Raw genomic sequence first — 26866 nt, forward strand, 5'->3', positions numbered from 1 at the left:
CGGATGCGGTTGTAGGTCGCCGCGGCACCGACGCGCCCGGAGGGCGGCCTTCTCTACATCGGTGAGCGGGCTAGGCCGTGTCTCAAAGTGGGATGAGCGGCGTGTCCGGCCACGAAAGCAGTGAGGTCTCCGGTACAGGGGTCATCGACCAAGAAGACCCTGATTCCCGGAGACCTCGTGGCCAGCGTAGTGGTGACGAGGCGGTTTGACCTGACCGATGGGCAGTGGGCGGTCCTGGAGCCGTTGCTGCCGGTGCCCAAGGGGCCGGGTCGGCCGTCGAAGTGGACGAAACGGCAGTTGATCGACGGGATCCGCTGGCGGGTGCGCACTGGTGCACCCTGGCGGGATGTGCCTGCCTGCTATGGCTCGTGGCAGGCGGTGTACGGATTGTTCCGCCGCTGGCAGCGCAGCGGCTGCTGGGCACGGATCGTGGCCGCCCTGCAGGCCCGGGCCGATGCGTTGGGGCTGATCGGCTGGGAGGTGAACGTCGACTCCACCATCGTGCGGGCGCATCAGCGCGCCGCCGGTGCCCGCCGACGAGTCGATCTGCAGCGCGAGCCACCCGGCGGGACGAGCATCGAGCCGGACGATCACGGGTTGGGACGCTCGCGCGGTGGGCTGTCGACCAAGGTGCATCTGGCGTGCGAGCAGGGGCAACGAGCGTTGTCGCTGGTGGTGACGGCCGGGCAGCGTGGTGACGCCCCGCAGTTCGAGGAGGTGATGGCCGGCATCCGCATCGCCAGGCTCGGACGGGGGCGCCCCCGGACCCGGCCCGATCGGGTTCGGGCCGATAAGGCCTACTCGTCGAGGGCGATCCGGGCTCACCTGCGCAGATGCGGCATCGCGGCCACGATCTCAGTGCCGGCCGACCAGGCCGGCCACCGCCGGCGGCGGGGTAGCCGCGGCGGCCGTCCACCGGCATTCGACCCGATCGACTACCGCGCCCGCCACGCCGTCGAATGCGGCATCAACCGCCTCAAGCGCCACCGGGCCATGGCCACCCGCTACGACAAACTCTGCGTCCGCTACCAGGCCATCCTGCAGATCATCACCATCAACGAATGGCTCCACCTACTTCGAAACACGGCCTAGTGTCCTTTGGCGATCTTCGCGTTGATCGTCTTCGCAAGTTCCGGTTCGATGACGGTGCCCTGGAAGCGGCTGAGGGCGCTTCTGTCGTCGTCGAGATCGAAGGCGGTGGACGCGCCGCCGTGCTTCACGCGCAGCTTGCGGTCGCGCAGTGCGGTCGTGGAGGTGGCCTGCAGGAGGTCAAAACCCACGTCATAGACCAGTTGGCCCTTTCGGCAGGTCATGGGCAGGGTGGTGATCCCTGCTGCGCAGCTCTCGGCATCGAGGGCACCGGGCACGTCATTGCGGTTGGAGAGCAGGTTCGACCAGTTCATCTCCACGACCGCAGGACGCGCGTCAATCTCCTCCGAGACCCCGATGACGACCCCGTGCAGCCCGGGCAGATCGAACGTGTACGTACAGCTACCGCGTGGCGCCGTCAGCGGGCCGCCGGTGGCGTCAAACGCGTTCATCGTTCTCAGCTTGACCTCGCCGCCCGTGCGCCGGACACGGGTCGCCTGCGGCAGGACGGCTCGGATCTCCGCGTCACTGAGGAACGCGCACGCGTCCGGCCAGCCCGTCCCGTCGACGAAGCCGTCCGGCCGTCCGACCGTTCCCGGGTCGATGCGTGCGGCGTCCGGCCTGGCGGCTCCGACCAGCAGTGGTGGCGCATGCTCCGGCCGGTCCGGAGCGCAGGACCTCCAGGCGAGGAACACGACTGCTCCGATCAGCGCAAGTACCACTAGCTGACAGCCTTTGCCTCCACTCCTCAACTGAGATGGGCCTGACGTTCGAGCCGTATTCATCCGCGCTGCTGCCTCCGTGGCGTCATGGTGACGATGATGCTCATCCGCGATTACAACGCGCTTACGAACCGTGCGATCGCTGTTCCGGGCGCTCCCGGAACTCGGCTTCATCACCGGCGCACAGGCCCGGGGCGCGCGCGGAGGCCGTCGCCACCGCGCTCGCGGCGGTGCTGCGGGAGTGCGTGACGAACGTGCTTTGCCACAGCGAGCCGCGCGCCTGCACCATCGTGGTCATCCGGACGGACGGGTGAGTCCGGCTGAGGAGCGTCAACGACGGCGCCGACTGGCCTCCTGGGGGCGCCACCGTCCTTGGCGAGGGCCCGGCACGCGTAGAGCGCCGGCGTGACGGCCGACGAGGCGGTGTCGAACGAACGTGCCTGCCGTCGAAGCTCCCCGGTCAGGGGTGGTGGGTCGCGTGGGACTCGAACCCACAACCTACGGATTAAAGTCCGAAACTGCCGTATCGGAGCGGCCTGCTCAGCGTCGGCTTGTGTCGATCCGTCCGCATCGAGCCTGATTCTCGTGCCGCACGGTGCCGCCGCGTGCCGGGGCGCGCAGGAACGTGGTCCAGGACGCGTCGGTCCGTCGCGGTGCCGGCTCCATACCGGCGCGGCGCAGGATCCGCCACACCGTGGCCGCCGACACCCGGTAACCGAGCCAACCAACACACCGGCTGGAGGGCAGGACGGTTCACCTGCCGCCGTAACACCGCAAGCTGATGACGTAACGCCAAGATATCGACGTCCTTGGCCGCGTCTCCGCAGAACCGAAGCAGCAGCATGCCCAACGAGTTGCGCGTCAGCCCGTACAACAGCGACCGCACCATGGTGTTTCAGCCTGCCGGACCGCGGCGTTGATCCCGCCGGGAAACCAGCTGGTCAGGCTCCAAATCGAGATAATGAAGCCCCACAGGCCGCGACGACAGTTAAGACTTGGCGGATAGTTCTGTAACAGTGTGCGGTGGCCGTCCGGACGCCCTCCCGGACGGTGTTCTCCGGGCAGGGGTGCAATGTCGTTGTCGCGAGTGAGGGGCCGCCATGAAACGCGTGATCGCGCCGGGGACGAGATGGATCTGCTGCCTGTTGGTTCTCGGCGCACTGCTGGCCGGCGCCGCGGGAACGGCGCTGATCAACCCCTACCGCTTTGTCGGCTTGGGGGACCGGATCTGGCTCTGGTGTGTGCTGGCGGTCGCCGGGTTCGGGTTGATCGGCGTGGCGAGTGTGCTGCTGGCGAAGGCGCAACATGGCATCTGGAGCCGACTGCTGGTGGTCTGCGCCGGCTGTACGGTACTGGCAGGTGTCGCGTGCATCTCCTGGAGCTACCTCATCACGCTTTCTATCGATTATTCGAATGAACAGCGGGTTGCGACGGTTTCCCCTGACGGGAAATTCGCCGTCATTCTGAACTATGCCCATCCCCAATATTCCCACGCCGCTGATCGACCTGACGGCCTCTACCTGCAAACAAGAGATGGATTCTTCAGTAAGAGAGCTTATATCGGCTGTTTGTCCGACAGTGGCGCCCACCGGATGGACGCGGTGTGGTTCGCCGGTGCGAACACCATTGTCGTCCGCCAGGAAGGTGACGAGGGGAAAACGGAACGCTCGGTCTCGTTTGATCCGGTCAAGGTCCGGGTCGATCAGCCCATGGGCGACAGTTGTCCGCCCACCCTCTACACCGGCTGACGGGCCGAGGAACTGGATCCGCCGGGGTGGCGCTCCCGAATCCCTGGTAAGAAGATGATGCCCTCGGGCCCGGGAGGAAACCCATAGTTGTCTACAGTTACTGGACAATCAATCAATAATGATGGGAGTCACGGTTGTGTCCACGCGCGTCCTGGAGGGCAAGGTTGCGCTCGTCACTGGTGGAAGCAGGGGAATCGGCCGAGCCATCGCCGAACGCCTCGGGCGGGACGGCGCCGTTGTCGCCGTCGCGTTCGGCCACGACCTGGCAGCGGCGAGCGGAGTCGTCGAGCGGATCCGCAAGGGTGGCGGCCGCGCTTTCGCCATCCAGGCCGAACTGGGTCGACGGGGTGACGCGGCCGCACTGTGGGCCGCCTTCGACGCGCAGATCGAGCAGCATTCACCCGAGGGGGGTGTCGATATTATTGTTAATAATGCCGGCATCGGTCGCGGCACGGATCTGGCTTCGCTTACCGAGGAAGAGTTCGATGAGATCTTCGCGGTGAACATGCGGGCACCGTTCTTCATCGTGCAGCTGGGGATGAAGCGAATTCGCGACGGAGGGCGGATAATCAACATCTCCAGTTGTGCGGCGCGCATGGCCATGCCGGAGATCATCGCTTACGGGCCGACGAAGAGCGCGCTGGAGACCTTCACGAGGAATCTCGCCAAGGAGTTGGGGCCGCGAGGCATCACGGCGAACTCGGTGGCTCCCGGGATCGTCGGCACCGACATGAACGCGGGCTGGCTTCGCGGCAACGCGGAAGCCGAAGCGCATGCCTCCTCACTCGCCGCGCTGGGTCGCCTCGGACAGGCGGAGGACGTTGCCGACATCGTGGCCTTCCTCGCGTCCGACGATGCTCGATGGATGACCGGCGGAGTGATCGATGCAAGCGGCGGTATTGGACTGTGAATATTAGACCGAATCCACGCACGACACGCTTTTAAGGTGAGGGCCATTCGGAGGTTCGCGCGCAGGCTGCCGGACGGTACATGGGCCCAAACCTGTCGATGGCCGGCTGACCCCGCCCTGGGGGCAGCAGGTCACCGGCAGCACGCCCGGCCACTCTCCATTCCATTACGGGACAGCCCTTACGACCTCGTGCCTGGCTGTGGTGTCGGCGGAGACCGTGATCGTTGATCACGGTCAGATGGTCCGGTCGGTGGCTCGTGCGGTGGTTGTGGGGAATCGTCGGATCACCTGTCTGTCGCCGACGGTGATCGCCGAGTTGGTGGCGGAGGTCGGGCCCGTGTGGCAGGAGCGGCACCACGTGGCCCTGGTCGCTCGTCTGCGGAGGCGGGCAGTGGGTGCCGGGGAGAAATACCAGCTTGTGTTGTGGACTGGCTGCTGGCCACGCTGATCCATCTTCGAGGGGAGCCACGATGTGCTGGGTTGCTGGTTCGGCGTCAGCCGATCCACCATCACCCGAGCCATCGCCGAGCTCCGGCCGCTGCTGGCCGACCGTGGCTGCACGGTCGCGCCGGGAATCCGGTTGCGCACGCTGGCCGAGGTGATCGAGTACCCGGGCGCCAGCGGGCAAATCGCGATCATCGATGCCACCGAGGTCAGGTCCGCCGACCGGCGACCAAACGGCCGGACCGCAACATGTTCGTCTCCGGCAAGAACAAGCAACACGTGATCAAGGCCATGGTGGTCACCGACGCAGACGGTCACCTGCTCTTCTGTGGACAGCCGAGCCTGGTACGAAGAGCTCCACGCCGCCCGTGCCACTCCCATTCCGTCCGCCGCATCCGGGTCGAACACGGCATCGCCCACCTGAAGAACTGGCGCTCTCTCGCCCGTCATCACGGCCGCCGCGAACACCTCGACGACACGGCCAGAGCCGCTGCAGCACTGCTGCCCCCTCAACGGGCCGCAACGCACACGGTCGAACTCCGGGCATAACTCGGTCGCTCGGCGAATACCGACACGTCGCCACATCCATGCACGAGGTCGTTAGGCGATCGCCCAGTGGGCGAGCGAATCGATGACGCCTTGGGAGCGGGCGACGCCCGGCTCATGCATCGATCCGGGCAGCGCGGGCGAGGCCCAGATCGACCGATCCTGCGGCCCGGTCAGGAACTGGATGTTCATCCCCGTGCCGGTGACGCTTCCCCCGATTAGTACAGCCGGTCGGTCGCCTCCCGGTACCCGTTCGATGGGGGCGAAGGTGTCCGCCCAGGATCATAAATGCCTTGCGCTGCGCGATTCGTCTCGCCGCCCACAGGTTGGGCGCCAGTTCGGCGGGCAGGCGATGATGTCGGCGAGGTAGCTATACGCGGTCGCCGCCCACTCCGAAGGCGGCAGCAGGGTAGGGAAGGCCTGATCCCCTATAGGTACACCAGCGTAGCAAGGCCCGACCGGCTGGCGGGAGCACTGGCAAGCGCGATCTGCTTCGCCGACATGCTCGTTGATGGGATCGGCCACAAAGGTACGAGTTGCGGGCGACAGGTTCAGCGCAGCGCGATGGAACAACACCTCAGGCTCCTGGTAGTGCGATTGTCTTGGTTGATTTCGCAGCTACCAGGGGCTCCGGCGCGTCACCGAACGTGGCTGTCCACGGCAACCGCCCTGTGACCAGCACGATCGAGATGGAAAAGCTTGACGATCACTCCAAATCGCCAAGCGACCGTTAGGTAAACAGCAAACATCGTGTTTCGGGCCGTGATTTCGGTCACGGATGCCTTCCGTCACCTTGACGATCACTCTTGTCTCCGCACTGTCCGAGGTTGTACACGTGACGATCTCCTCGCCGAGAGAGCGGAATAGATGTCTCACCTCATGGATCCTGCAGAGAGCATCCGCTACCCGGGTGACGACTCACTGGGCAGCCTGTGGGAGGGGCCGATGAAGGCACAGGTCCACGTGCCCGAGCAGCATCCGGCGGATCGGACGCCCTTCATCGCGGTTCTGGGGTCGAGTGGCTTCCGCGCCAGTTGGCAGGCGGGGATCAGTCACGTGTTGGAGGAGATCGGCAATCCGGTACGGTGGGACCTGGCCTCGGGGGGCACTATCCCTGGTCTCGCCGCCGCAGCCGGAATGAACAGGAATTGGCGCCGTGTGGTGAATGCCGGAGTGCCAACGCACAAGATCCTCGCCCCGGCGCAGGGCCTTCGCTGGTTCGAGCGAAAGAACCTGGACCTTGCCGGCGTGTTCGACCTGACTGTGGTGGAGGAATGGCTCGATGCCTGGCTGGCCTGGGTCGGAGTGAAAACCTTCCGCGACCTGCGCTACAAGCCCGGCGAGATCAGGCCTGCAGAGACTTCATATCGCGCGGGCATCTGTGTCGCGATGTGGCGGACCGATCGTCCTTTCCTCGCACGATGCACTCTCGATCAATTGCGCGATCCTGCTTTTATTCATCGCGCATTCCGTTGGGCTTTTTTTGGCAGGCAGTTCCCGTGGCGAAAGTTCAAGCCCGTATGGATTCCTGACACCGTGGACGAGCATCTTCCCTGGCTGAAGCAAGAGATCGATGATCACAGTCCGGCCTTCTGGGCCCGGGTCTCGATGAGTCAGTGGCCTGCATGCTTGCCGACGGTGCTCCAGGATCCAGAAACATTGCAGTTGATCTTCCTCGCCGACGGCGGCCACATAGACAACCAGCCGAGTTTGTTCAATGACGGCCGCATCCCGAGTCTTCCGCTGCTCAATCCTCGACTGGCGCAGAATCGCAGACAGAACAAACCAGGCCAGCAGGTTCGCGATGCCGGGCGCATGCCATTCGGCAGAGTCGTTCGTTTTGAATTGACACCAGAGACCAACTTCAGTTCTCTTCAAGCGAGCGGGCTGGGACTCGCCGAACGGGATGCCATGTGGCGCCGAGGGGTGACCCAGGGCCGGCGACGACTTTCGAGTGAGCTTGCCGACCTGGTCAAACAACATGCATCCGACCGCCGCCGCAGTGAGCGGATGTATGACAGAGTCCGCGTGCAGGTTCCGGGACTTCACGGATTCCAAAGCATCGCCGCCGCGAGACGTCCCTGGACAAAACGGACACTCGATAATCGTAGCTAGCGAGATGGCGCCTCGATATCTTTCAATCTCCACTTCCTGCCAATGGGCGGTGTATTGATGTGGGTGGCTCGCGCGTCCTAGCCGTTGGGCATTAATAGCCGCTTCGAGAGCGGTCGCCGGCGGCTGCCCGCCTGCCCGCAGCACATCAGGGCGCTCGCAGGACGAAGCCTGGGCTGGACGTCAGCCTGACCACCCAACCAAGAAAATCGAATTTACATTGCAGGGCAGAGTTCGTCTCGCAGGTCATCACAGCATTGTGGAATCTGAAGAGAATCCCTCTCAGTGGACTATACGGGGATCCTGCGATCCGCCACTCGCCGGTCCCCGCATAGCCCGACCAGCAGGGATGCTTACGATCACTTGCGGGACGGTCGAACGCCAGATCAGCGAGGGCGGCGGCCGAGTTCGCATTCCTCCCAAGCCGAAGGCCCGGGTTCAGCGTTCGTTGTCGTTGATCCTCGTACGGAGGGACGTGATGAGATGGTGAAGTTCGGCGGTGGAACTGTGAATCCGCTGCGCGCAACCCGTAGCTGGTACCTGGACGTGCGCGAAGCAGGGGCCTCGTGGCCCCCAGTCCCCTGCGCGCCGGAGGGCGCCCCCGCGCGAGTCTGTCTGTCACACCGTCTCGCCGTTCGCGCGGGCGCGCCCTCCGGTAAGGGGGTGCGTGCTAACGGTGCTGCTAAGCCGTGTGGGAGAGTTCCTGCTGGATCCAGGTGGTCACGGAGGCGTGCTGGGGGCGCCAGTCCAGATCGGCACGGGCGCTGGTGCCGCGGACTCGGCTGTTGGAGCCGAGTGCGTAGACGGCCGGTTCGTAGCCCCATTCGGCGATCGCGGAGTCAATGTCCCAAGGCCGGGCGATCCCAAGATCGAGGGCGAGGGCAATGGCGTCGGTCATGGCCTTGAAAGAGGCCTCGCCGTTCTCGACGAAGTAGAAGGAGCCGGCGGGTGCGTCGGTCAGCGCCCGCAGGTAAAGATCGACGACATCGTCGATGTGGACGTTCGACCAGACATTGTCTCCACGACCGATGTGCCGGGCGACGTCGCTGTTTCGCGCCTGTCGCACGAGCCGAGGGATCTGCACGCTGTCTCGCGCGAGTCCGCGCCCGTGTCCGTAGATCAGGGTGTTGCACAGGACCACTGACCGGATGCCGCGGTCGGCGGCCGCGAGCACCCGGCGGTCGATGGCAACCCGGGCGGCCTTGTCCGGTGCGGGTCGCCAGTCAGGCGCGAGCACCTGTTCCTCGGTCCAGACCTTCTCGGACGCCTCGCCCCGGGCGTCGTCTCCGACGATGCTGGAGCCACTGGTGTGCAATAGCGGCTTGCCGGAGCCGGCGAGGGCCTCGATGAGGGAGTCGACCGCGCCGAGGTGGTCGCTGTCGGCGGCGTTGACCACCGCGTCGGACCGCGCCGCTGCGCGGGCAAGGACGCCGCGATCGTCGAGTGTTCCCAAGACCGGCTCGATGCCGATCTTACGGAGCGCGTCCGCCGAGGTGGCCGAGCGGGCCAGGCCGGTCACCGTGTGTCCCTCAGCAGTGAGTCGCACGCCGACGGAGCTTCCGATGTAGCCGGTCGCGCCGGTCAGGAAGATACGCATGAGATCCCCTTGGATACGTGCACATACACTATCTGCATGTGCACGTATATGCTGTGGGTGTGCGCCTCATCTGTCAAGCTGAGGGCCGAGGAAGGAGGGCCCATGTCGACAAGCCGCAGAGCACGAGCCCGGGTGCGGGTGGCGTTGCCCACCGAACTGGAGCAACGCTGGCAGGCGCTGCGCCAACTCCAAGGCCGGGTCGATGAGGCTGCAGAGCGGGTCCTGCAGAGCGCGCACGGGATATCGGTCTCGGAATACATGGCCTTGGCAGCCCTGGCTTATTGCGATGACGACGGCCACCTCCGCCAACAGGAGTTGGCCGACGCGATCCCGCTCAACCACAGTTCGGTCAGCCGGTTGGTCGCGCGCCTGGAACAGTCCGGGCTGACCGAGCGCTACCTGTGCCAGACCGACCGGCGCGGCGTGTACACCCAAGTCACCCAGCAGGGACGCGCGCTGGTCGAAAGTGCCAGGCAGACCTACCTGAAGACGCTTCAGGATGTTCTCGACGAGGCCCGTCGCGATCCTGCGTTGTCCCCGCATATCGCCCACCTGAACTCGCTGGACATCCCTTGCGCCTGATCGCCTCCCGGTCCGGGCCGTCGCTCGCGCCGCCGGTACGCACAGCTGGAACGGTGGCGCGGTGCAGGACGACACGTTCCAGGCCCCGACAAGTGAGTTGACCAGCAATGAGCTCCCGCCTACACGCCGCAGCCCAGGAAGAGCAAGGTCAAGGCTTTCCAGCGACCTCGGTGCAATCGAGGTGCGAGTCCATGTCCAGGCGGAAGCGGCCGGAGGGGCTGATGACGTGCGCCCAGGAACCGAGTGCGGATCACGCGGCCGAGTTCCTCCAGCGCTAGGTAGACCGGGTGTTTGGTGCCGCCCTTGGTGAAGCTTCGTAGTCGCCTCGCCCCACCGGGCCGGATCGCGCGCCTCCAAGGTGGTGTTGACCACTGTGACCATCGCGACGCGCAGGTTCTCCCGGACGATGTAGGAAGCGCGCACATGCCGCAGCGGCGACTCGTTCTCACTGTGCTCGCCAGTGGCCATCTGCCGGATGCCAATGTTGGTGCCCGACGCGAACAGGCACAGCAGCAGCCGGCGCCGCAGCGTGGCCCTGTCCAGCACCTCCCGGCTGGCCACCGAGCCGAAGGATTCGGTGAAGCCGGTGCGGAAGGCGATGTTCTTCACGATGTCCAGCAGGTCCATGGTGCCCCAGCGGCGTTGGTCCTCGTCCTTGAGCGCGGGCAGGTTCACCGGCTCGGGCAGCTTGTCCAGTTTGGGTACGTTCACCCGCGGGCCACCGTTGCGGGTGACGATCCGCACGCCGCCGGCGAGTGCCCCTGGCCAGCGACGTGTTCAGCTGGTCGAGCGCGTCGGCGAGCCGGGCCTGCAGGCCGACGACGAACGCCGCGGCATCCAGCGGCTTGGCCAGCGCGGCGTAGTGCACGTCCCAGTTGTCCTCGAAGTCGCCAGGCAGATCCTCGTCCGGGTCGCGCCAGCGCCCGGCGCCCTCGACATGGACCTCGCGGTGCCGCAGCGCGTCCCTGAGCGCGATCAGCACGCACAACTCGTACGGGATCCGCTCGATGCGGCCGGTGTCGGCGCCGCCCACGCCGTCGTGCCATGCCTTGGGCACCACGCCCTCAATGGGAACGCGCTCCTCGGCGCCGTACAGCCGGTCGGCCGAGTCGGCGTCGGCGTAGCGGGCCAGCAGGCCGATGGCGTCCAGCACCGGCCGGTAGCCCATGTTGTTGCAGCAGAACTCCAGCGCGGCCAGCAGCGGCGCCAGCATCCGCTGGTAGTGGTGTGAGTAGGAGCCGCGCAGCTGGTTGCGGACCCGCTCGGCCACCGCCCGCTCGGTGGCCATCCTCGGCCACATGGTGCGAGACGCCGGCTCTGGGCCCCTGCCCGCCCATGGCGCCAACTGCGGTACCGACGCCGATTTCGGCTCCATCAGCGTGGCTGCAGAACACACCGTCGTCGAGGAGGAGCTCGAAACCTTTGCCATCGTGGGGTCTCTGGGCAGTCGCTGTCAGGGCCGCCGTTCGCCGCCGACAGCCGCGTAACCGCTCGCAAGGCTTTGCTGTGGTGGCCAGTTTGTGGCGCGATCTCCTCGCTCAAGGCGCCTCGAAGCGCGCGGCTGGCTTCCAACGGGCCGCCCTCATCCGGGAGTCCTGCGCGACCACCGCACCTGACTTGCCCAAGCTCATCCATTAGATGAATTTATTCACATGGATAAGGTCGACCGTCCGCGCGCCACCGTACCGTCATGACCAACCGTCGGACGGCAACGGAGGCTCGCAAGGAGCAGATCATCAGTGCCGCCATCACCCTGCTGGCCGAACCCTCCTCGGGCTCGTAACGACATGCTCACCTCCCATCATCGGCCAGTGCCGGACGGCCGCCCAAGCCGACCCGCGCTCAGCGTAACCGGCGATATTCGGATCAACGCTTGCGTCCCCGCGAACTCGCAGGACTGTCGTTTCCTGATCGTAGATAAGTGCCACCCGGGACACCCTGAGCGTGAGCATCTCGATCGAAGGTCCATCACAAAGGCGTGGGAGGCAGGACGTGAACGGCTCCAAAGTGTTGTCTCTTGGTCATTACCAACCACTTCGAAGTCTGTCGAATGCAGTGATCGAACGTCGCTTGGATACGAGCGATGAGTGGATCACTCGCCGAGTGGGAATTAGGTCCAGACGCATTGCGGAGGTCAACGAAACGGTCTCGTATATGGCTTCCAGGGCTGCTGAAGAAGCCCTTAAGGGAAGTGGGATTCCGCGCAGTGATATTGATCTCGTCGTGGTCGCATCCTGTACGGCTATTGAGCGCTCTCCAAATGTTGCGGCACGAGTGGCCGGTGAGCTGAATTTGTCGGCTCCGGCGGTCATCGATGTCAATACCGCCTGTTCCGGATTCAGCCATGCTCTCGCCATCGCTGATCACAGTGTGCGCGCTGGAGCCGCCGCGAACGCTCTGGTCGTCGGGGCGGACAAACTCAGCGGGGTGGTCGACTGGACTGACAGGTCCACCGCAGTGCTGGTCGGCGATGGTGCAGGCGCGTCGGTGATCGGTCAATCGGACACCCCGGGAATCGGGCCGGTGCTGTGGGGATCAGATCCGCAAAAGGGGAAGGCCATTCGCATCGAGGGCACCCCTCCTGTCTTCGCCCAGGACGGGCACACGGTCTACCGGTGGGCGGTAACAGAGTTGCCGAAGCTCGCCAGTGCGGTATGCGAACTCGCCGGCGTGGCGCCCAGTGAACTCGGAGCCGTCGTCTTCCATCAAGCGAACTTGCGCATCATTGAAAAGGTGGCTGAAGGTCTGGGCGCGGTGAACGCGGTGATCTCCACAGATATCGTGGAGTCCGGCAACACCTCGGCGGCCAGCATTCCTATCGCGTTGTCCAAGCTTGTCGGCCAGAACCGGGTTCCGTCCGGTACTCCCATTCTCCTCTTCGGATTCGGAGGGGGGCTTGCTTACTCGGGGCAAGTGATCCGGTGCCCTTGACGGCCCGTCTCGGGCGCCCGCAGGCCACCGGAAACCGCGTCTCCGTTCATCTGCCGAGGGGCTTTTCTGCTGTAGGGGTGCTGTCCGGGCCCTGCAGCCCGCCTGAAGCCCCTGGGCAAGACGCCCCGGTTTCGCTTTGCCGCTGGAAGCAGAAAGGCCCGCCCGAGAGCCCTGAGGCGTATCCGCGCACGTCAGTGGGGACGGCTGCGGTCGGCGCGGCGTCGCCGCCCCCCAGACCGCCGCACCTCGGGCTGGACGACGCCGAGACCGGCGCCGCGTTCGGCGTGAGCCGCGGCCCGGTCTCGTTCGTGATCTTCCGCGCACTGCGCGCCATGCGAGATCCCCGCTTCTTCACTTTGGCGTTCGCCGCCATGAAGCTGCTCCCGGCTCTGGCGGCCGCCGGAGTAGCCGTGCTGCTCGCCGTCACTCTCGCGGAGCGGGGCCGCTGCAGGCGGACGAACCGGTCTCACGATCGGCGTGGTGACACTGATCCGTTCAGCCTTGTTTCCGACGCTGCTGTTCCGCAACGACTGAGTAGCCGCTCCGCCCTCGACGCGATCTCCGCAAGCTCGGGACGGCAGTCAGAGTGTGCTGGTCGGCTGGCGGCGCAGCCGGCGACCTTGCCCCACAGATCAAATAGGGGACGCTCTCCGTGGGCCGGAAGGTGCTGGTGCCGGTGATCCGCTGGGCACGGTCGTGCTGCCGGGCGGCGACCGGATCGCCCGGTGAACAGCCGGCGTGCTGATTCGCCCTGACCGGAACCGAGCGACGCAGCGGCAAGGTCGGAGGATCCTGCGCCAAGGACCTGTGCCTGCGGCAAGACCACAGTGGACTTAGTACAGCGATCGGCCGTATCCGTTGGGCCTTCTCGTTCGTCCATGTTCGCACAGAGCCGGTTGAGCCTAGCCGAGTGAGCCATTCGGGCACTCTCACCGCGGAAGCCACAACCTCGCCAACGATCGGTCCGGCACAGGCGCAGGAGGAGGGACATGAGATCTTTTCAGCGGTCATCGACGCATGTCGCCGCCTTGTCCGGTGCTCTGCCAATGCTCCGGCGAGGTCGAAGAAGGACCTTGCACAGTGCAGCCGGCACCACATCAGCTCACACCACCGGCGATCTGATGCTCGGTCGGACTGCGCATTCGCCCGCGGCTCCCGCCGGTGGGCGGATCGCTGCCCCGACTGTGGCAGCGATGGTGATGGCGACCATCACGAGATCGTCCCCGCGTGCGAGGTCGATCTTCGGCGGACTGCTCAGTGCGGTGCGCGGAGCGGGCTCAGCGGGCTTGGCGCTCTCGGCGTTGCGAGCTCGTGAGCCGTTGTGGGGCGCGCTGGCTTTGATACCCGCCGGTGTGCGTCGTTTGGATGCTCGGGTCTCGCGTGTCAGGGACGGGGGGCTCGGCACGGTCGAAAGGGTGGTTCGGTTCTCTGGCGGGGCAGGGGCTGTGGACGGTGGGGCTGTGGCTTGCGGTCTGGCGGATCTGCGTTGGGTGCCGAGGGCTGATCGGCTGTGGCTGCAGAGGCGGTTCCCGTTCGGTCCCGTCGATGTGGAGGCCTCGGCGAAGGGCGCGGCGCTTCATAGTCGTGGTCCGGGAGGTCTGAGCGACTTGGGGGCTGCGGTGCGCGGTGAGGCGGCCGACGTGATTCCAGGACGGCTGCTTCCTAAAAATCGGTGGGCGGGGTTGTATTTGCCGTTGAGGGCTACGGGCGGGCGCGGCGCGGGATACATGCTGGTGGGCTGGAGTCGGTCGAGGAGCTTTGCTGCTGCCGTCTGGAGGGTCGCCGGTGTGCTCGGCGGGGCGGTGTCGGCGGCGCGGGCGCTGGGTGTGTTGTGGGCGAAGGCGTGGGCGGCGCACGAGCCGCGGCGGGACGCAATTCGCCTGAGCACGATCGTCGACGACTGCGATGTGGCCATCGTTGTGGTGGAGCAGTCGGGTCGGGTGGCGGTGTGGAACACCGCGATGGCGAGGTTGACCGGTACCGCGGCTGGGCACGCCGTCGGCCGGCACGTCATCGACCTGTTCACTCTGACCCGCGACGACGGCGCGGCAGCGGATCTGAAAGAGATGCGGTGCGGGACGGTGCGGATGAGGACGCGGACCGGTCGTTCGCTGTGGGTGCAGATCTCGGTCTCGCATTCGGCGGCTCCGGATGGCGGCGGGTTGTTCACCGCGGTGCTCACCGACACCTCGGCCACCCGGCACCTGGATTCCACGCGTCATCTGCTGCTGGTGTCGGCGCACCACGAACTGCATAGCCCTCTCACCGTGATCAGCGGGCACGCCCAGCTCCTAAGCGGCGCGGTCACTGAGCAGGGGACGCGCGAGTCCGTTGAGGCGATCCACGACGCGGTGGAGATGATGCAGCATGTCATTCGCGACTTGGGCACGGTGGTGCTCGACACCGCCCCATCCTCCGGCCGGCCCGTCACGACCTCGGAAACCATAGATGTGTCGCGACTGTTGCGCCGGGCGTTGCAGAACATCCCGTCGGTGGCGGGCAGGTCGTCGCTTTCGGTGCTCTGCAAGGTCGCGATGCGCGGTGACCCGGTACGGCTTCGGCAATGCCTATTGCTGGTCCTCGACAACGCCGACAAGTACGCCCCTCGCGGAACAGTGTCGATCAGCGTGCGCGCGCAGGGCGACCACGGTGTGATCAGTATTGCCGACGAGGGGCCCGGCCTGGCCGATGCCGAACTTCAGCAAGCCCTTACGCCCTACTATCGCTCCGCGAAGACTCGAAACCTTCCCGGAGCAGGACTCGGCCTGCACATAGCCCACACGATGATGACCGCAATGCGCGGTGGAATCGAGCTGATACACGCGCCGACCGGTGGCCTGCAAGTGAACCTCTGGCTCCCCCTCACAAACCCCCGCGCCTGCAGGGCTGTCCCGGTCAAGGTAGAGACCTGCCACAGCCCCTGCTAGACATTCAACTTCAGCGGTCGAGCTCTCGGCTCGTTTCGTTCGAGGCCGTTCCGGGACGGCGATGAGGTGGAAACCGTGCAGCCCTGGTAGTTCGTCTCGGCTGTGACGTCGAAGCGAACGACCTTACTGAACGGCATGCGTCCCGGGGTCTCGGCACGCTTGGCCGGGGTTTCTCGGCCAGCGATTCCGCGCCAAACGCGGATCGGACAGCGGCAGATCATGCGGTCGCCATCGGTGAAGCTGCTCGGCTGGTCGCCCATGTGGCCGCCATCTGCCGAGGAGATCAACTGTCGGGGCGCAGTCCGACGTGACGGGCCGGAGTTCCTAGGCCGCATTTCTCCAGGCGTGGTCGCGGTAATTTTTGGGAGAAGTCCCGTAGGCGGCGCGAAATGCGCGTGTAAAGGTCGGGTGATCGCGGAAACCCCAGCGTGCCGCGATTCTATGGACCGGCATGGCGTGCATGGCCGGATCGCCGAGATCTCGCCGGGCGCGCTCGAGTCGCTGCCGTCTGATCCACGCTGCAACCGTCGTGTTACGGGTGCTGAATAGCCGGTGAAGGTGGCTCAATGAAATGTGGTGGGCGTGAGCGATGGTCTCGGGTGACAGGCTCGGATCGCGCAGGTTCTCCTGGATGAACGCTTCGATGCGCAGCAGTAGCCCGTGGCGGCTCGAAGTCTGAATCGCCGTGTCGGCTTCGAGGTGGTGTGCCAAGGCGGCGGCCAGGAGATCATGAGCGATCGTCCCGAGCCGGGAGAGGTCAGCAGGACTGTAGTCGGCGGAGCCCGTGGTGAGACTGGTGAGGTATTGGACGAGCAGGCCGCCCACACCTGTCCGGCCGGACAGCGGTATCGCCGAAAGCCGGCTGATGGCGTCGGCGGGTAGGCCCAGTAGTGCCCGCGGCATGTGCGCACGCACCAGCTTCGCGGTCTCACTGCCTGTGGCGATTCTCAGCCGGAACGTTCGCGAGCTATCGTACAGTGCGTAATCGCCGGAATTCAGAATCGCTTCGCGGTGTCCTTGGGACAGCACCAGTTGCCCTCGAATGGGAAAGACCACCGAGCACAGTTCGGGGTCGGCCTGCCGGACGAATTTTGGAGTACGCAGCACTTCAGACGGCGAGGCGGTCAGTTCCACGACGCTCACCGTGGCGAGATCCAGTGCCCGCATGCTTGCCTGGAACCCTTCGGAGAGGTCGCTGGCCAGACGCATCGGATGCGGACTGTTGACGAAGATCTCATCAAGCGCGGTTAGGCGATCTTCCGGCGGTAGATCGTCGCCGCTGAAAATCATCTGCATCACTGGTCATCCTTGGTCGCGACCTGGTTACGGCCCTTGGCGGGATGGAGCCTTCGCGGCCCGCGCGGTGGGTTGCGTCGTGGCCTGAGGCGGAGGGCGGCGGGACGTGTGCCAGAATGCCGCATGCGATTGGTAAGGTCCAGCAAGCGTTTCTTGATGCAACTATTAGGATTGCTTGATGTTGGATCCAGTGCGGCTCATGCTGCTCAGTGAACTCGCTGACCGTGGGACCATGACCGCAGTGGCCGCTGCCTGCGGCTACACCTCGTCCGCGGTGTCCCAGCAACTTGCGGTCCTGGAGCGCGAGGCGGGGGTGGCGCTGCTGGAGCGGGATGGCCGTCGGGTCCGGCTCACGCATGAGGGGCGGCGCCTCGTGGCCCACGCCCGCATCGTGCTCGGTGCCTTGGAGGCGGCCGAGCGCGATCTGCGGGCCGCCGACGTTCCGCGGGGACCGATCGACGTCGCCTGCTTCTCCACTTTCGCCGGGGTGCATGTAGTGCCGGCTTTGGCCGCCGCTCGTGAGCGCTACCACGAGTTGAGCATCCGCTTGCACGAACTGGAACCGCCTGAGGGTATTGCCGCTCTGCGCGCACGGCGATGCGAAGTGGCCGTCTGCTACAGCTACAACCTCACGCCATCTCCACCGCCTGAAGAGTTGACGGTGCACCCCCTCGCCACCGAACCGATCCTCGTAGCGTTGCCGACGGAGCCTTCCGGCGTTCTCCGGGTGGACCGTGGCCGGGCCGACCGGCGGGGGATCAGCCTGAACCACCTGGCCGACGCCGAATGGATCGTCGGGTCGCGGGAGGGCGGCAGTACGGCCCTGATCAGGCGTGCTTGTGCGGTCGCCGGCTTCGCGCCGCAGATCACGCACGCGGTCGACAACTACGAACTCGTGCTCCGTATGGTCGCCCATGGGCTCGGAGTGGCGCTGGTACCGCTTCTCGCGGCGGAGGCGTACGGTCTGGTGCCAGGCGTCACTCTGTGCGATGTCACCGACATCGACCTCACGCGATCCATCTTCGCCCTGACTCATACTCTGTCCGGTGCCAGGCCTGCGGTCGACGCCGTGCTCCACTTGCTCGGCTCCGCCAACTGACCGGTTCCCGCCAAGCGCTGCTGGTGCGCATTTGCCCCGTGCTCTGGAGGCCAGGGCAGTGCCGGGACCTTGGCTTTCGTCCTTCCGCGCGCGTCGCGCCACGGTACTGACCAGGCACCTGTCTCCTTCGAAAGGCCGAACCCCATCTCAGATCGACATGAGAAGATCTTCTCAAGAAGACTGGATTTGAGCTAGCGTCTTGAAGCAACTTGAGACGAAGTTCTTTTCCGGGAGGATCTATGGGCAAGCGAGTCGCGCTGGTGATGGCGGCGTTCGCGATCGTGATGGCCGGACCGAACCTGCCGACCCCTCTGTACCCGCACTACCGGGCGAGCCTGGGCCTCAGCCCGTTCGGCCTCACGGTGCTGGTCGGTGCGTATTTGGTGGCGCTGGTCGCAGTGCTGCTGTCGGCCGGATGGTTCGCGCAGCGATCCTCGCCGCGCGCGCTGCTGACGGCCGGGTTGGTCGTCATGTCAGTCTCCGACGTACTCCTGGCGTGCCCACCGACGACCGTGGGACTGGTCACAGGGCGTGCGCTCGCGGGGTGCGCGGTGGGCGCTTCTACAGGTGCGGTAGCAGTGCTGCTGAGACATCACGGCTCGGCGCGAACGGGATCGGTTCCGGCGGTATGCGCACTACTCGGCTCTGCGGCCGGCACGGCGCTGACCGCTCTGCTCGCTGAATATCTCCCCTGGCCACAGACACTCGTATACCTCGCGCATGCCGCATCGAGCCTGGGAGCCGGGGCGTGGCTGTGGCTGGTCCCGGCACTGGGACGGCCACGGCGGGGCGATGCCGGGCGTTCTGAGGGCGGAGCGGTCGTGCCAGCTGGGGCCGTCGCACGGTTCCGCGTGGCGTGCGCGTCGGGGGTCGCCGCCTGGGTGACCGCGGGATTGGTCGTGGCACTCGTCCCGAGCTATTCGGTACTGCTGCTCCGGGCGTCCAACCTCGTCGTGGTAGCGATTCCCGTGGTGGTCTTCCTGGTGGCCGCATGCGGCGGTTCGATGGCGGCGGGCCGATGGCGGCCGCGCGCCGAGATTCCGGTCGCGGCACTGCTGATGTCCGCGGGCATGGTGATCGTCGCGATGTCCGGGCCCTGCCGGTCGACCTCCGTCCTGATCGTGGGGACGCTGGTGACCGGTGCGGGGCAGGGACTGGGCTTCCGGAGCGGTTTCGCCGCCGCGCTCTCGCTGTCGTCCCCCGAACGGCACGGGGTCGCAGCATCCTGGTACAACGCCGGCGCATATCTGGGAGCCGCCGTCACGACTCTCGGCATGGGGCTCATGGCCCAGCGGGTCGGACTGGAGAACGCCTTCTGGGGAGCCGCGGTGCTGTTCGCCTTGGGCGCGCTGGCCCTTGCCATCATGGCGCTGAGGCTGTTCTCCGGATCGGAGCCGGCGGCACGTCCCGAGCCGGTCATTCAGCCGACGGCCTGAGCTGGAAAGGACGCGGAGCCGGGTCAGGGAGCCGGGGCGGCGACGTCTGACGGTGCCCGCCATGCGCCGAGGAGAGAAGCGGTCAGCGAGCGGGCCACCCGCCGGGCCGTCCAGCCCGCGGTCGCCGTGAGGTCGGCGATGACACGTTCGTCGAACAAGGTGATCCACAACAGGATCGCGTAGTCAACGTCCTGTTCGGGCACGATGCCCTCGGCGATCAGCTCGCGTACCGTCGGCGCTAGGCCGTCGTAAAGAGCCGAGGTCAGCGGGTCATCCGCTCGGACCCGCTCCAGGAAGCCCTCCGGCCGACGGATGTGGGTGGAGGCGCGGCCCCACCGCACGGCCAGTTTCACCCAGCGCTCGTCGATGAGCCGCAGCCGCTCAACGCCGTGATGGCGGGTCGAGATGTGCTCCAACTCGCCGACCAGTTCGTCGACCATGCGGTGGTAGAACTCACGGTGGACATCGTGCACCGAGGTGAAGTGCCGGTAGACGGTGGCGGTCGCGACACCGCTCGCTCGCGCCAGGTCGGGCAGGCTGAACTCGGTGCCGCGGCCGGCGAGCAGTTCACCCGCCGCGTCCAGGAGCCGGTCCCTGGTACGGGCGCTGTCTCGGCGCAGCCGCTCTGCGGGCATCAAACCTCACGATCGTCGGTACGAGGGGGCACCTCTCACCTCGCTCGCTTCATTCTTCCCTACGCCGTCGACGTCCGCCCGGCGCCGGTGGAGGGTGATCGGCCGGAGGGGTGTTTCCGTGGAAGGAGCCGGATACTTGCAGCGCCGCCCGGCGCCGGACGGTTCCTTGTGACCGAGCAGGTCCGGGTCGACCAAGCAGGAGCCGGCCTGCGGGCCGACTTCGCTGACGCAGCGCGTCGGCAGAAGCAAGGGGATCCAACCGATGAGACCTTCGCAGAAGGGGATCGGGCCGCTCATCCTGAACCCCATTCGCGCTGCAAAACCGCCGGTGCTGTGCCGCAGCACAGCGATGGTTCCTCTGGGACAAGCGGCCGGAGCTGATGCTCGCTTGAGCAGGGACCAGATACCCTCGGCGGGGTCCAACTCCGGTGCGTTAGAGGGCATCCGGAAGATGCGCAGCCGGATGTCGCCGCGCCCGCTGCCGGTCACGCACCCGCACCGCCGGCCGCGGTCCGCGTGGTAACCCAGGTGTGTCCCTTCGGCGGCCTCAGCCCTGGCCTGCCTCGTCCTCGAAGCAGATGTGGATGGCGTCCTCCCCGGTCTTCTGCATGAAAACGGTTCACTCAGAGCGTCGGCAGGCCGAGCGCGATGATGGTGGACGACAGTCCTTGCCAGGTGCGTACGTCCCAATCGGTGATTTGCTGCCAGCGCTGCAGGCGATACTTCACGGTGTTCGGATGCACGTGCAGGACGCGGGCGGTCGCGGTGAGTGAGAAGCCGTTCTCGGCGAACTTGAGCGCTGTCTCTGCCAGGTCAGGGTGTTGTTGCGCGGCCTCTCGGCGCGGCTCGAGCAGCACCGCGAAGCGTTGCGCGGTCGGCGCCAAGGTGGCGAGCAGCCAGTGGTCGGCAAAGAACTTCACCTGTCCCTGATCCGCCAGGGACAGTGCCGCTCTCGCGTCTGCCATGCTCATCGCGGCGCCGGGGAGCCCGGTCCGCGGCAGGCCGATGCCGAAGCTCGCATCAGGGTTCTGCCGCTGGCCCGCTTCGACCACGGCCTGCGGTGAGATGCCCTGGACCAGGGCGATCATGAGGTTGCCGCGAGTCGCGCAGCGCAGCGTGCCCGGCCATCGGTGGTGCCGCAGATCCATCATGCGCTCGTCGGGCCAGTCCTCGGCCGGTGAGCACAGTGCCTGGAACTCCCCGGCCGGGTCGAAGGTGAGGGCGGCAGCCAGTTGCCCGAGGTCGACACCTGCGGGTTCGGCGGTGGCGAGGCCGTCGAGGAATTGATGGGTCAGCCTCAGGAGCGTGGCATCGGCGGCGCGGACGGCGACGCCGTACGCCTCGGCAGCCGCGCTGCTGGAATCTTGCACCCATGTCCAGACCATCCCGACGATCGAGACGAGCTGCGCGTCGGCCCGGGTGTCGTGCGACTGAGCGCGGGCAAGCAGCACGTTCCACATCTCGCGGTAGCCGACGTGGTAAGCCCCGATGAGGGCGTGCAGCGGCAGGCCGGTGGCGGCGCGTTCGGCTCCGAGCGCATGCGCGGCCTCGACCTCTTCGCGGGTGGGCGAGCGGCGTGCGGCCACGCCGGTCAGCAGTCCCTGGTAGTGGCGGGTGACGTCGCGCTCCTGCTGCTCGCGGTCCACAATCTGATAGCTCGGGATCTCAAGCCGTATGCGGTCAACGATCCTCGGGATCACCGTGGGCAGTTCTGCGGCGAGTGATTCGCAGAGATCGACGACGGGCTGCCACTCCGCGGCGGTGTCGGCCTGCGCCCCGCCCCCCTCGGTCACGGACTCCACCATCACCCCCTCATGTGGATTTCGTAGTGATCTCTCTCGCGATTGTATGGCAGCTCCACTACGACCACACGTCGACGAGAGGCGATCAAGAACGCGCATGCTGCCATTTTGCGGATTCCACAAAGACGACGCCGGGGAGTTCTCGGATTCGGTTCTGGTCCCGCGAACCGGCCGTCGGCAGGCTGGACAGCGGACGCCGCGGGGGCCAGGCCCCTGCGATGGGTCGAAAACATCTGGGTGCACTGGAGGACGCGTGGAGACTCCGATGGAGTTCAGTCATGAATCGGTCGTGGTGCGACGCGGACGGCGGAGCCGGCTGCCGATCGTCGTTGCAGTGCACTCCACCGCGCTCGGCCGTGCGGTCGGCGGCTGCCGGATGTGGGCGTACGACAGTTGGGAGGACGGCCTGCGCGACGCGCTGCGCCTATCAGAGGGCATGACCCGTAAGTGCGCTGCCGCCGGACTGCCGAACGGCGGCGGCAAGACGGTCGTGGTCCTTCCCGCCGGACGGAGCGTCACCGCGGACGAACGCCGCGCGGCCCTGCACGATGTCGGCGACATCGTGGCTGAGCTCGGCGGCGCCTACGTGACCGGTCCCGACGCTGGTACCGGGCCGGCCGACATGGCGGTCATCGGCGAACGGACCGAGAACGTGTTCTGTCGGCCGGAGGCAGTCGGCGGAAGCGGTGACCCCTCGCCGTTCACGGCCCTGGGCGTCGTCGCCGCGCTGCGCTCGACCTGCCTGGCGCTCTTCGGCTCGCCGGCCTTGGCGGGCAGGAGATTCGCGGTGATCGGCTTGGGGCACGTCGGGGAGCAGGTCGCCCGGCAGTTGGCGGCGGCGGGAGCCGACCTGGTCCTGAGCGATGTCGACCCGGCGAAGCGCTCGCTCGGCGCAGAACTGGGCGCGGTGTTCGCCGAACCCGACGCAGCGGCCACCGCCGAGGTGGACGTGCTGGTCCCCGCCGCGCTCGGCGGCTTGCTGACCCGGGATCTCGTGCCGCGGCTGCGATGCGGTGCGGTCGCGGGCGCGGCGAACAATCAACTGGCCGATCCAGGCGTGGCGGAGTTGTTGCGGGAGCGCGAGATCCTCTGGGCCCCCGACTACATCGCCAACGCCGGGGGTGTCGTCAACGCGGTCTCGCGCGAAGTCCTCGGCGACGAACCGGAGGAAGCGGTCAAGCGCATCGAGTCGATCGCCGATACCCTGACCGGCCTGTTCGAGACGGCCGCGCGCACGAAGATCACGACAGCGCAGGCCGCCGACGACCTCGCTCGCCGGCTGCTGGCCTCACCGGTTCCCACCGCGCGGGGACTGGCATGAACGCCCGGATCTACGTGCTGGCCCTGGCCACCTTTACCGTCGGCACCGAGGGCTATGTCATCGCCGGCGTACTGCCGGCGGTCGCGCACTCCATGAACGTGTCCGTGTCAGTGGGCGGACAGTTGGTCACGGTCTTCGCGCTGGTCTACGCCCTGGCCGGGCCGCCGCTGATCGGCGCGTTCCGGAGGGTGCCGCCGAAGTCGGTGCTGATCGGGGCCATGCTGGCTTTCGCGCTCAGCAACGCCCTCGCCGCGTGTGCACCCGACTATGCCGTGCTCGCCGTGGCGCGCGTGCTGGCCGCGTTGAGCGCGGCCCTGCTGGCCGGGCCGGCCGCCGCGGCGGCGGCCGCGCTGTCCCGTCCGCAGGACATGCCCAAGGCGATCGCGGTCACCGCCAGCGGCAACGCGCTGGCGCTCACCCTTGGTGCGCCGATCGGCACCTTGATCGGCGGACTGCTCGGCTGGCGGGGTACGTTCCTGTTCGTCACGGTCCTGGCACTGACGACCGCGCTGATGCTGGCGGTCTTGCTGCCGGCGGTGCCGGCGGCTCCCGTCGGGACCGGCCGGGCCGAATTGCTGCGCAGCCCGGCCGTCCGATGGAGTCTGCTGACCACCTTCGGGGTCTTCCTCGCCGCGTACTGCACCTACACGTATCTCGCGCCGATCGCCGAGCGGGCGACCGGGATGGGAAGCCGGGGTGTCGCGGCCCTGATGATCGTCTTCGGCGCAGGCGCGTTCCTGGCCGGACGCACAATCGGCAGGATCCTGGTCAAGGTGCCCGTGGCGCGGGTGCTGCGCGTGGCTCTCTCGCTGATGGCGCTGCTGCTCGGAATCATCGCCGTCGGCACCGCCTGGCATCCCCGCATCGCCGCGGAGATCGCCGCGTTTCCGGTGCTGTTCTGCCTGGGGGCCGCCTGGTGCTGCGGCGGGGTCTCCCAGCAGACACGGATCGCCGCCCTGGCGCCCTCGCAGCGGTCCCTGGCTCTGGGGCTGCACTTCTCCGTGCAGTTCCTGGGCGTCGCCGTCGGCGGCGCCGTTGGCGGGCTCGCCCTGTCGACGGGGGGACCAGTGGCCGTTCCAGCCCTGTCTGCGCTGATCGCGTGCGTAGCGTTGCTCTCCGTGCAGCGGACCGTCCCGGTAACAGCCGGCTCGCCGGAGCGCATGGCGCCCGCGGTGATCACCGCGCAGGAGTGAGCAGCGGATCGGCCCGGAGAGTTATCAGTACTCCACGGTGCCATTTCGTCGCGGGGCATGCCAGACGCGGCCCTGGGGCGCGTACTCGATCGAGCGAGCGACACGGTCGGCCACCTGGGGGCCGAGTTCACGTTCGGCGATCCAGAGCCCCAAGTCGAGACCAGCGGTGAGGCCGCCCGCGGTGATGCGATCGTTGTCGTCGACGACGCGTTCGTCGATCACCTGCAGGACGTGGGGTGCGAGTTCGTCGAAGGCGTTGCGGTTCGTGGTCGCGTACCGTCCGGTCAGAAGGCCGGCCTTGGCGAGCAGCATCGAGCCGGTGCAGACCGATGCCATCCATCGGGCGCTCCGGGCGACTTTGCCGAGCCGATCCGGGAGCACGCCGCGTTGAGCCTGCGCCCACGAGCCCTCCGCGGCGCGGTTGAGCCAGCCTCCGCCGGGCACCACGACGCGGTCCGCCGCACCGAGGACGGCAGGCACGCCGACCTCGACGCCGCGCATGCTCACTACGCTACCCGGCTCCTCGACGGTCACCAGACAGACCTGGAACCCAGCGCTGGACAGGACCTCGAATGGCCCGAAGACGTCGAGCTCGTCGAAGCCGTCGAAGACGACGATCTCAATCCGTTCATTCGCCATAACGGTCTTCCTTCTTTGATGCCGGTCGGTGGATTGTGTGGAAGGTCCGAGGCGTTTCTATCGTAGGGTTTTCAAAAGGAACGCCGGTTCAATCTGTGCAGGCAGATCTGCCGCTGTGCGACTGATAGGCAGGCGAGTGCAAGACCGAGTGCGACCCAGCCGGCCGCCCCGAAAGCCAGAACCACGCCCGTCATAAATGACGGACCAATCGACTTCTGTATTGATGGGGCCATACTGGCCACTCCGATATAGGACGCCCTTGCCTCCGGCGGCGCGAGCGCGACCGCCAGGTTCCAGGAACTAGCCGAGCGGATCAGTTCCGCCACCGTGACGAGCGTTGCTGCGATGAGCAGGCCCGCGGATGCCATCCAGGCCAGAGTTCGGTCGCAAGCCGCGATGATGGCGCAGCATAGGAACATCGTGGCTCCGTAGATCGGCACGGCCCTCGCGGACCGGTGGGCTCCTGCCATCTTCGCCGAGATACCGACCTGTGAGATGACGATCAATACCGTGTTGATCATAAGGAAGGCCGGAACAAGAGCATGTGGCGCCGCCGTGTGGCCGAGAAGCCACAGTGGCAGACCGACCTTGAGAACGGAGTCGTCCATGTTCATCGCTATGTCCATGAGGGTGAACAGGAGGTAGTCGCGATCCCGCCAAGGGCTCGGCGCGGCCGATGCCGCGGATGATGCCGCCGGGGCAGACGGTGAGTCGACGCGGCCGTCGCCGAAGCGGTCCGGGGTGTGCAGGACCAGGCCTGCGGCGATGAGGAAAGAGAGCGCGTTGACCCCGATCAAGGTTCGGTATGCGTGACCGGTTCCGACGGCCGATCCGATGGCGGAGATCCCCGCACCGAGGGCGTAACCGGCGTTCACCGCACTACGAGACCAGGCCTGGTAGATCGAAGCCCTCTCATCCGTCGCATTGGCGATTATCAGCATTTCCAGTGTCTTTGCGGCCCCGTCCCCCAGGTAGGTCACGGCGACGGCGGGGATCAGGACTACGAGGTCTTGTCCGGCGAGTACCAGCGAGAGGGCGACGAGGCGGAGCAGGTGGCAACAGACGAGCAGTGAGCGCAGAGGAAGGAAGCGGATGTCGGCGAGGAAACCGGCCAGTGGGGAGCCGAGAACGGCGGCCAGGCCGGCTACGGCCAGCATGAGTCCGATCTGCTGCAACCTTAGGTGATCCACAAGAGCGAAGTAGAGAATGCAGGACGTCAACCAAACCCCTGAACCTGTCCGGTCAACGAACTGAGATAAGAGAAAGATGCGAGTGCCCGGTATGAGCGCGAACCCGCGCTGTCGGATCGAGAAAGCGGTTGAACGGCATCTCGTGCCTTCACCGCCGGGCATCCTCTATTAACCTCCGCGCTGGAACGGTAGAGGGAAGGTGGATATGATAGCTTGCACCCTTTTGGGCGTGTCCTTGTCGGTGGGTGCTGTCTCCTTGATCCTCCGTCTCCGTCTCGTGCTTCGAGGGTGTCCGGTCGGTATGGTTCGGTGATGCATTGACAAGGCTGGTGCATTCTTCGACAAGGAGCGGAGCTGGCGGCGAGGCTAACCTGCACTCCATGGGCAGAGGCCACTCGTTCTTTCGTGCGCTGAGGTTTCCCGGGCTCGCGGCACCAGCCCCGTTGAGGGTATGTCGGTGATCAGGGGGTTTCCGCTGGAGCCGGTACCGATCCGTGTGCCCGACGGTGTGCTCGATGATCTGCGGCGGCGGCTGGAGTTGACGCGCTGGCCGGACGACGCGGGCAACGACGACGGCTATTACGGCGTGAAGCGCACCTACCTGCAGGGGCTCGTCGAGTACTGGCGGGACGGGTACGACTGGCGCA

The 26866-nt window shown here is 66.5% G+C and carries 22 protein-coding genes and 1 pseudogene; 12 read left to right on the forward strand and 11 right to left on the reverse strand.

The window, feature by feature from the left end; translation table 11 throughout:
* Positions 1-177 precede the first annotated feature (177 nt).
* Entirely contained in the window at positions 178-1092 is a 915-nt protein-coding gene (locus F9B16_RS22600; RefSeq protein ID WP_151542105.1) for an IS5 family transposase, read from the forward strand.
* On the opposite strand, the gene F9B16_RS22605 is transcribed toward F9B16_RS22600, so the two are convergent.
* Together F9B16_RS22605 and F9B16_RS51065 are read right to left on the reverse strand one after the other, a co-directional pair.
* Complete coding sequence (locus tag F9B16_RS22605; protein WP_151542106.1) at positions 1089-1784, reverse strand: hypothetical protein; 696 nt, start codon at positions 1782-1784, stop codon at positions 1089-1091. The genes F9B16_RS22600 and F9B16_RS22605 overlap by 4 nt on opposite strands.
* A gap of 151 nt (positions 1785-1935) precedes the next feature.
* On the reverse strand, positions 1936-2109 hold the full coding sequence (locus F9B16_RS51065) for a hypothetical protein (RefSeq protein ID WP_192808936.1): 174 nt from the start codon (positions 2107-2109) through the stop codon (positions 1936-1938).
* 802 nt (positions 2110-2911) lie between these two features.
* Here F9B16_RS51065 and F9B16_RS22615 point away from each other — a divergent pair.
* The gene (locus F9B16_RS22615) at positions 2912-3559 is read left to right on the forward strand and encodes a hypothetical protein (RefSeq protein ID WP_151542107.1); all 648 of its coding nucleotides are present in this window, start codon (positions 2912-2914) and stop codon (positions 3557-3559) included.
* Positions 3560-3695: 136 nt separating this feature from the next.
* Positions 3696-4469 (forward strand): SDR family oxidoreductase, encoded by a 774-nt coding sequence (locus tag F9B16_RS22620; protein ID WP_225991856.1) that lies wholly within the window; start codon positions 3696-3698, stop codon positions 4467-4469.
* Positions 4470-4703: 234 nt separating this feature from the next.
* Here F9B16_RS22620 and F9B16_RS54360 read toward each other — a convergent pair whose 3' ends face one another.
* Together F9B16_RS54360 and F9B16_RS51070 are read right to left on the reverse strand one after the other, a co-directional pair.
* Positions 4704-5333 (reverse strand): hypothetical protein, encoded by a 630-nt coding sequence (locus tag F9B16_RS54360; protein ID WP_264159762.1) that lies wholly within the window; start codon positions 5331-5333, stop codon positions 4704-4706.
* Between the two features lie 180 nt (positions 5334-5513).
* Positions 5514-5651 (reverse strand): hypothetical protein, encoded by a 138-nt coding sequence (locus F9B16_RS51070; protein WP_192808938.1) that lies wholly within the window; start codon positions 5649-5651, stop codon positions 5514-5516.
* A gap of 753 nt (positions 5652-6404) precedes the next feature.
* Between F9B16_RS51070 and F9B16_RS22630 the strand changes: the two genes are divergently transcribed.
* Positions 6405-7574 carry a patatin-like phospholipase domain-containing protein gene (locus tag F9B16_RS22630; protein WP_151542108.1) on the forward strand — a complete coding sequence of 390 codons (1170 nt, stop codon included), beginning with the start codon at positions 6405-6407 and terminating at the stop codon, positions 7572-7574.
* 679 nt (positions 7575-8253) lie between these two features.
* Here the strand turns inward: F9B16_RS22630 and F9B16_RS22635 are convergent.
* The gene (locus F9B16_RS22635) at positions 8254-9168 is read right to left on the reverse strand and encodes an NAD-dependent epimerase/dehydratase family protein (RefSeq protein WP_151542109.1); all 915 of its coding nucleotides are present in this window, start codon (positions 9166-9168) and stop codon (positions 8254-8256) included.
* A 102-nt stretch (positions 9169-9270) separates the two neighbouring features.
* On the opposite strand from F9B16_RS22635, the gene F9B16_RS22640 reads away from it, so the two are divergent.
* Positions 9271-9750 carry a MarR family winged helix-turn-helix transcriptional regulator gene (locus tag F9B16_RS22640; RefSeq protein WP_225991858.1) on the forward strand — a complete coding sequence of 160 codons (480 nt, stop codon included), beginning with the start codon at positions 9271-9273 and terminating at the stop codon, positions 9748-9750.
* A gap of 375 nt (positions 9751-10125) precedes the next feature.
* Here F9B16_RS22640 and F9B16_RS22645 read toward each other — a convergent pair.
* Positions 10126-10377: pseudogene (locus tag F9B16_RS22645) on the reverse strand (Tn3 family transposase); the annotation flags it as partial.
* 1317 nt (positions 10378-11694) lie between these two features.
* On the opposite strand from F9B16_RS22645, the gene F9B16_RS22650 reads away from it, so the two are divergent.
* Both F9B16_RS22650 and F9B16_RS51075 read left to right on the forward strand, forming a co-directional pair.
* The gene (locus F9B16_RS22650) at positions 11695-12681 is read left to right on the forward strand and encodes a beta-ketoacyl-ACP synthase III (RefSeq protein WP_225991860.1); all 987 of its coding nucleotides are present in this window, start codon (positions 11695-11697) and stop codon (positions 12679-12681) included.
* A 1727-nt stretch (positions 12682-14408) separates the two neighbouring features.
* Positions 14409-15608: a PAS domain-containing sensor histidine kinase gene (locus F9B16_RS51075; RefSeq protein WP_192808939.1), complete on the forward strand. Its 1200-nt coding sequence runs from the start codon at positions 14409-14411 to the stop codon at positions 15606-15608.
* 324 nt (positions 15609-15932) lie between these two features.
* Here F9B16_RS51075 and F9B16_RS22660 read toward each other — a convergent pair whose 3' ends face one another.
* Complete coding sequence (locus F9B16_RS22660) at positions 15933-16904, reverse strand: helix-turn-helix domain-containing protein (protein WP_192808940.1); 972 nt, start codon at positions 16902-16904, stop codon at positions 15933-15935.
* A 199-nt stretch (positions 16905-17103) separates the two neighbouring features.
* On the opposite strand from F9B16_RS22660, the gene F9B16_RS22665 reads away from it, so the two are divergent.
* Together F9B16_RS22665 and F9B16_RS22670 are read left to right on the forward strand one after the other, a co-directional pair.
* Positions 17104-18003: a LysR family transcriptional regulator gene (locus tag F9B16_RS22665; protein WP_404800513.1), complete on the forward strand. Its 900-nt coding sequence runs from the start codon at positions 17104-17106 to the stop codon at positions 18001-18003.
* Positions 18004-18242: 239 nt separating this feature from the next.
* Positions 18243-19439, forward strand: coding sequence for an MFS transporter (locus F9B16_RS22670; protein ID WP_151542113.1), 1197 nt, complete (start codon positions 18243-18245; stop codon positions 19437-19439).
* Between the two features lie 23 nt (positions 19440-19462).
* On the opposite strand, the gene F9B16_RS22675 is transcribed toward F9B16_RS22670, so the two are convergent.
* Both F9B16_RS22675 and F9B16_RS22685 read right to left on the reverse strand, forming a co-directional pair.
* Positions 19463-20074 (reverse strand): TetR/AcrR family transcriptional regulator, encoded by a 612-nt coding sequence (locus F9B16_RS22675; RefSeq protein ID WP_151542114.1) that lies wholly within the window; start codon positions 20072-20074, stop codon positions 19463-19465.
* 623 nt (positions 20075-20697) lie between these two features.
* Entirely contained in the window at positions 20698-21879 is a 1182-nt protein-coding gene (locus tag F9B16_RS22685; RefSeq protein ID WP_151542115.1) for a PucR family transcriptional regulator, read from the reverse strand.
* A gap of 262 nt (positions 21880-22141) precedes the next feature.
* Here F9B16_RS22685 and F9B16_RS22690 point away from each other — a divergent pair, with 262 nt between their 5' ends.
* Positions 22142-23197, forward strand: a complete 1056-nt coding sequence (locus F9B16_RS22690) for a Glu/Leu/Phe/Val dehydrogenase family protein (RefSeq protein WP_151542116.1) — start codon at positions 22142-22144, stop codon at positions 23195-23197.
* Positions 23194-24390, forward strand: coding sequence for an MFS transporter (locus F9B16_RS22695; RefSeq protein WP_151542117.1), 1197 nt, complete (start codon positions 23194-23196; stop codon positions 24388-24390). Before F9B16_RS22690 ends, F9B16_RS22695 begins: the two co-directional genes overlap by 4 nt.
* Before the next feature lie 24 nt (positions 24391-24414).
* Here F9B16_RS22695 and F9B16_RS22700 read toward each other — a convergent pair whose 3' ends face one another.
* Both F9B16_RS22700 and F9B16_RS22705 read right to left on the reverse strand, forming a co-directional pair.
* Entirely contained in the window at positions 24415-25029 is a 615-nt protein-coding gene (locus tag F9B16_RS22700) for a DJ-1/PfpI family protein (RefSeq protein WP_151542118.1), read from the reverse strand.
* Between the two features lie 71 nt (positions 25030-25100).
* Positions 25101-26381, reverse strand: coding sequence for an MFS transporter (locus tag F9B16_RS22705; RefSeq protein ID WP_151542119.1), 1281 nt, complete (start codon positions 26379-26381; stop codon positions 25101-25103).
* A 289-nt stretch (positions 26382-26670) separates the two neighbouring features.
* On the opposite strand from F9B16_RS22705, the gene F9B16_RS22710 reads away from it, so the two are divergent.
* Positions 26671-26866, forward strand: a 196-nt coding sequence (locus F9B16_RS22710) for an epoxide hydrolase N-terminal domain-containing protein (RefSeq protein ID WP_192808942.1), incomplete at its 3' end; no start/stop codon positions are given.

This window comes from Actinomadura montaniterrae (assembly GCF_008923365.1).
GTDB classification, from domain to species: domain Bacteria; phylum Actinomycetota; class Actinomycetes; order Streptosporangiales; family Streptosporangiaceae; genus Spirillospora; species Spirillospora montaniterrae.

Coding starts and splice junctions, on each gene's coding strand:
- F9B16_RS51065 (WP_192808936.1), bottom strand. CDS start 2,109: ATGACCACGATGGTGCAGGCGCGCGGCTCGCTGTGGCAAAGCACGTTC.
- F9B16_RS22615 (WP_151542107.1), top strand. CDS start 2,912: ATGAAACGCGTGATCGCGCCGGGGACGAGATGGATCTGCTGCCTGTTG.
- F9B16_RS51070 (WP_192808938.1), bottom strand. CDS start 5,651: ATGAACATCCAGTTCCTGACCGGGCCGCAGGATCGGTCGATCTGGGCC.
- F9B16_RS22630 (WP_151542108.1), top strand. CDS start 6,405: ATGAAGGCACAGGTCCACGTGCCCGAGCAGCATCCGGCGGATCGGACG.
- F9B16_RS22635 (WP_151542109.1), bottom strand. CDS start 9,168: ATGCGTATCTTCCTGACCGGCGCGACCGGCTACATCGGAAGCTCCGTC.
- F9B16_RS22640 (WP_225991858.1), top strand. CDS start 9,271: ATGTCGACAAGCCGCAGAGCACGAGCCCGGGTGCGGGTGGCGTTGCCC.
- F9B16_RS51075 (WP_192808939.1), top strand. CDS start 14,409: ATGCTGGTGGGCTGGAGTCGGTCGAGGAGCTTTGCTGCTGCCGTCTGG.
- F9B16_RS22660 (WP_192808940.1), bottom strand. CDS start 16,904: ATGCAGATGATTTTCAGCGGCGACGATCTACCGCCGGAAGATCGCCTA.
- F9B16_RS22665 (WP_404800513.1), top strand. CDS start 17,104: ATGCTGCTCAGTGAACTCGCTGACCGTGGGACCATGACCGCAGTGGCC.
- F9B16_RS22670 (WP_151542113.1), top strand. CDS start 18,243: ATGGGCAAGCGAGTCGCGCTGGTGATGGCGGCGTTCGCGATCGTGATG.
- F9B16_RS22675 (WP_151542114.1), bottom strand. CDS start 20,074: ATGCCCGCAGAGCGGCTGCGCCGAGACAGCGCCCGTACCAGGGACCGG.
- F9B16_RS22685 (WP_151542115.1), bottom strand. CDS start 21,879: ATGGTGGAGTCCGTGACCGAGGGGGGCGGGGCGCAGGCCGACACCGCC.
- F9B16_RS22690 (WP_151542116.1), top strand. CDS start 22,142: ATGGAGTTCAGTCATGAATCGGTCGTGGTGCGACGCGGACGGCGGAGC.
- F9B16_RS22695 (WP_151542117.1), top strand. CDS start 23,194: ATGAACGCCCGGATCTACGTGCTGGCCCTGGCCACCTTTACCGTCGGC.
- F9B16_RS22700 (WP_151542118.1), bottom strand. CDS start 25,029: ATGGCGAATGAACGGATTGAGATCGTCGTCTTCGACGGCTTCGACGAG.
- F9B16_RS22705 (WP_151542119.1), bottom strand. CDS start 26,381: ATGCCCGGCGGTGAAGGCACGAGATGCCGTTCAACCGCTTTCTCGATC.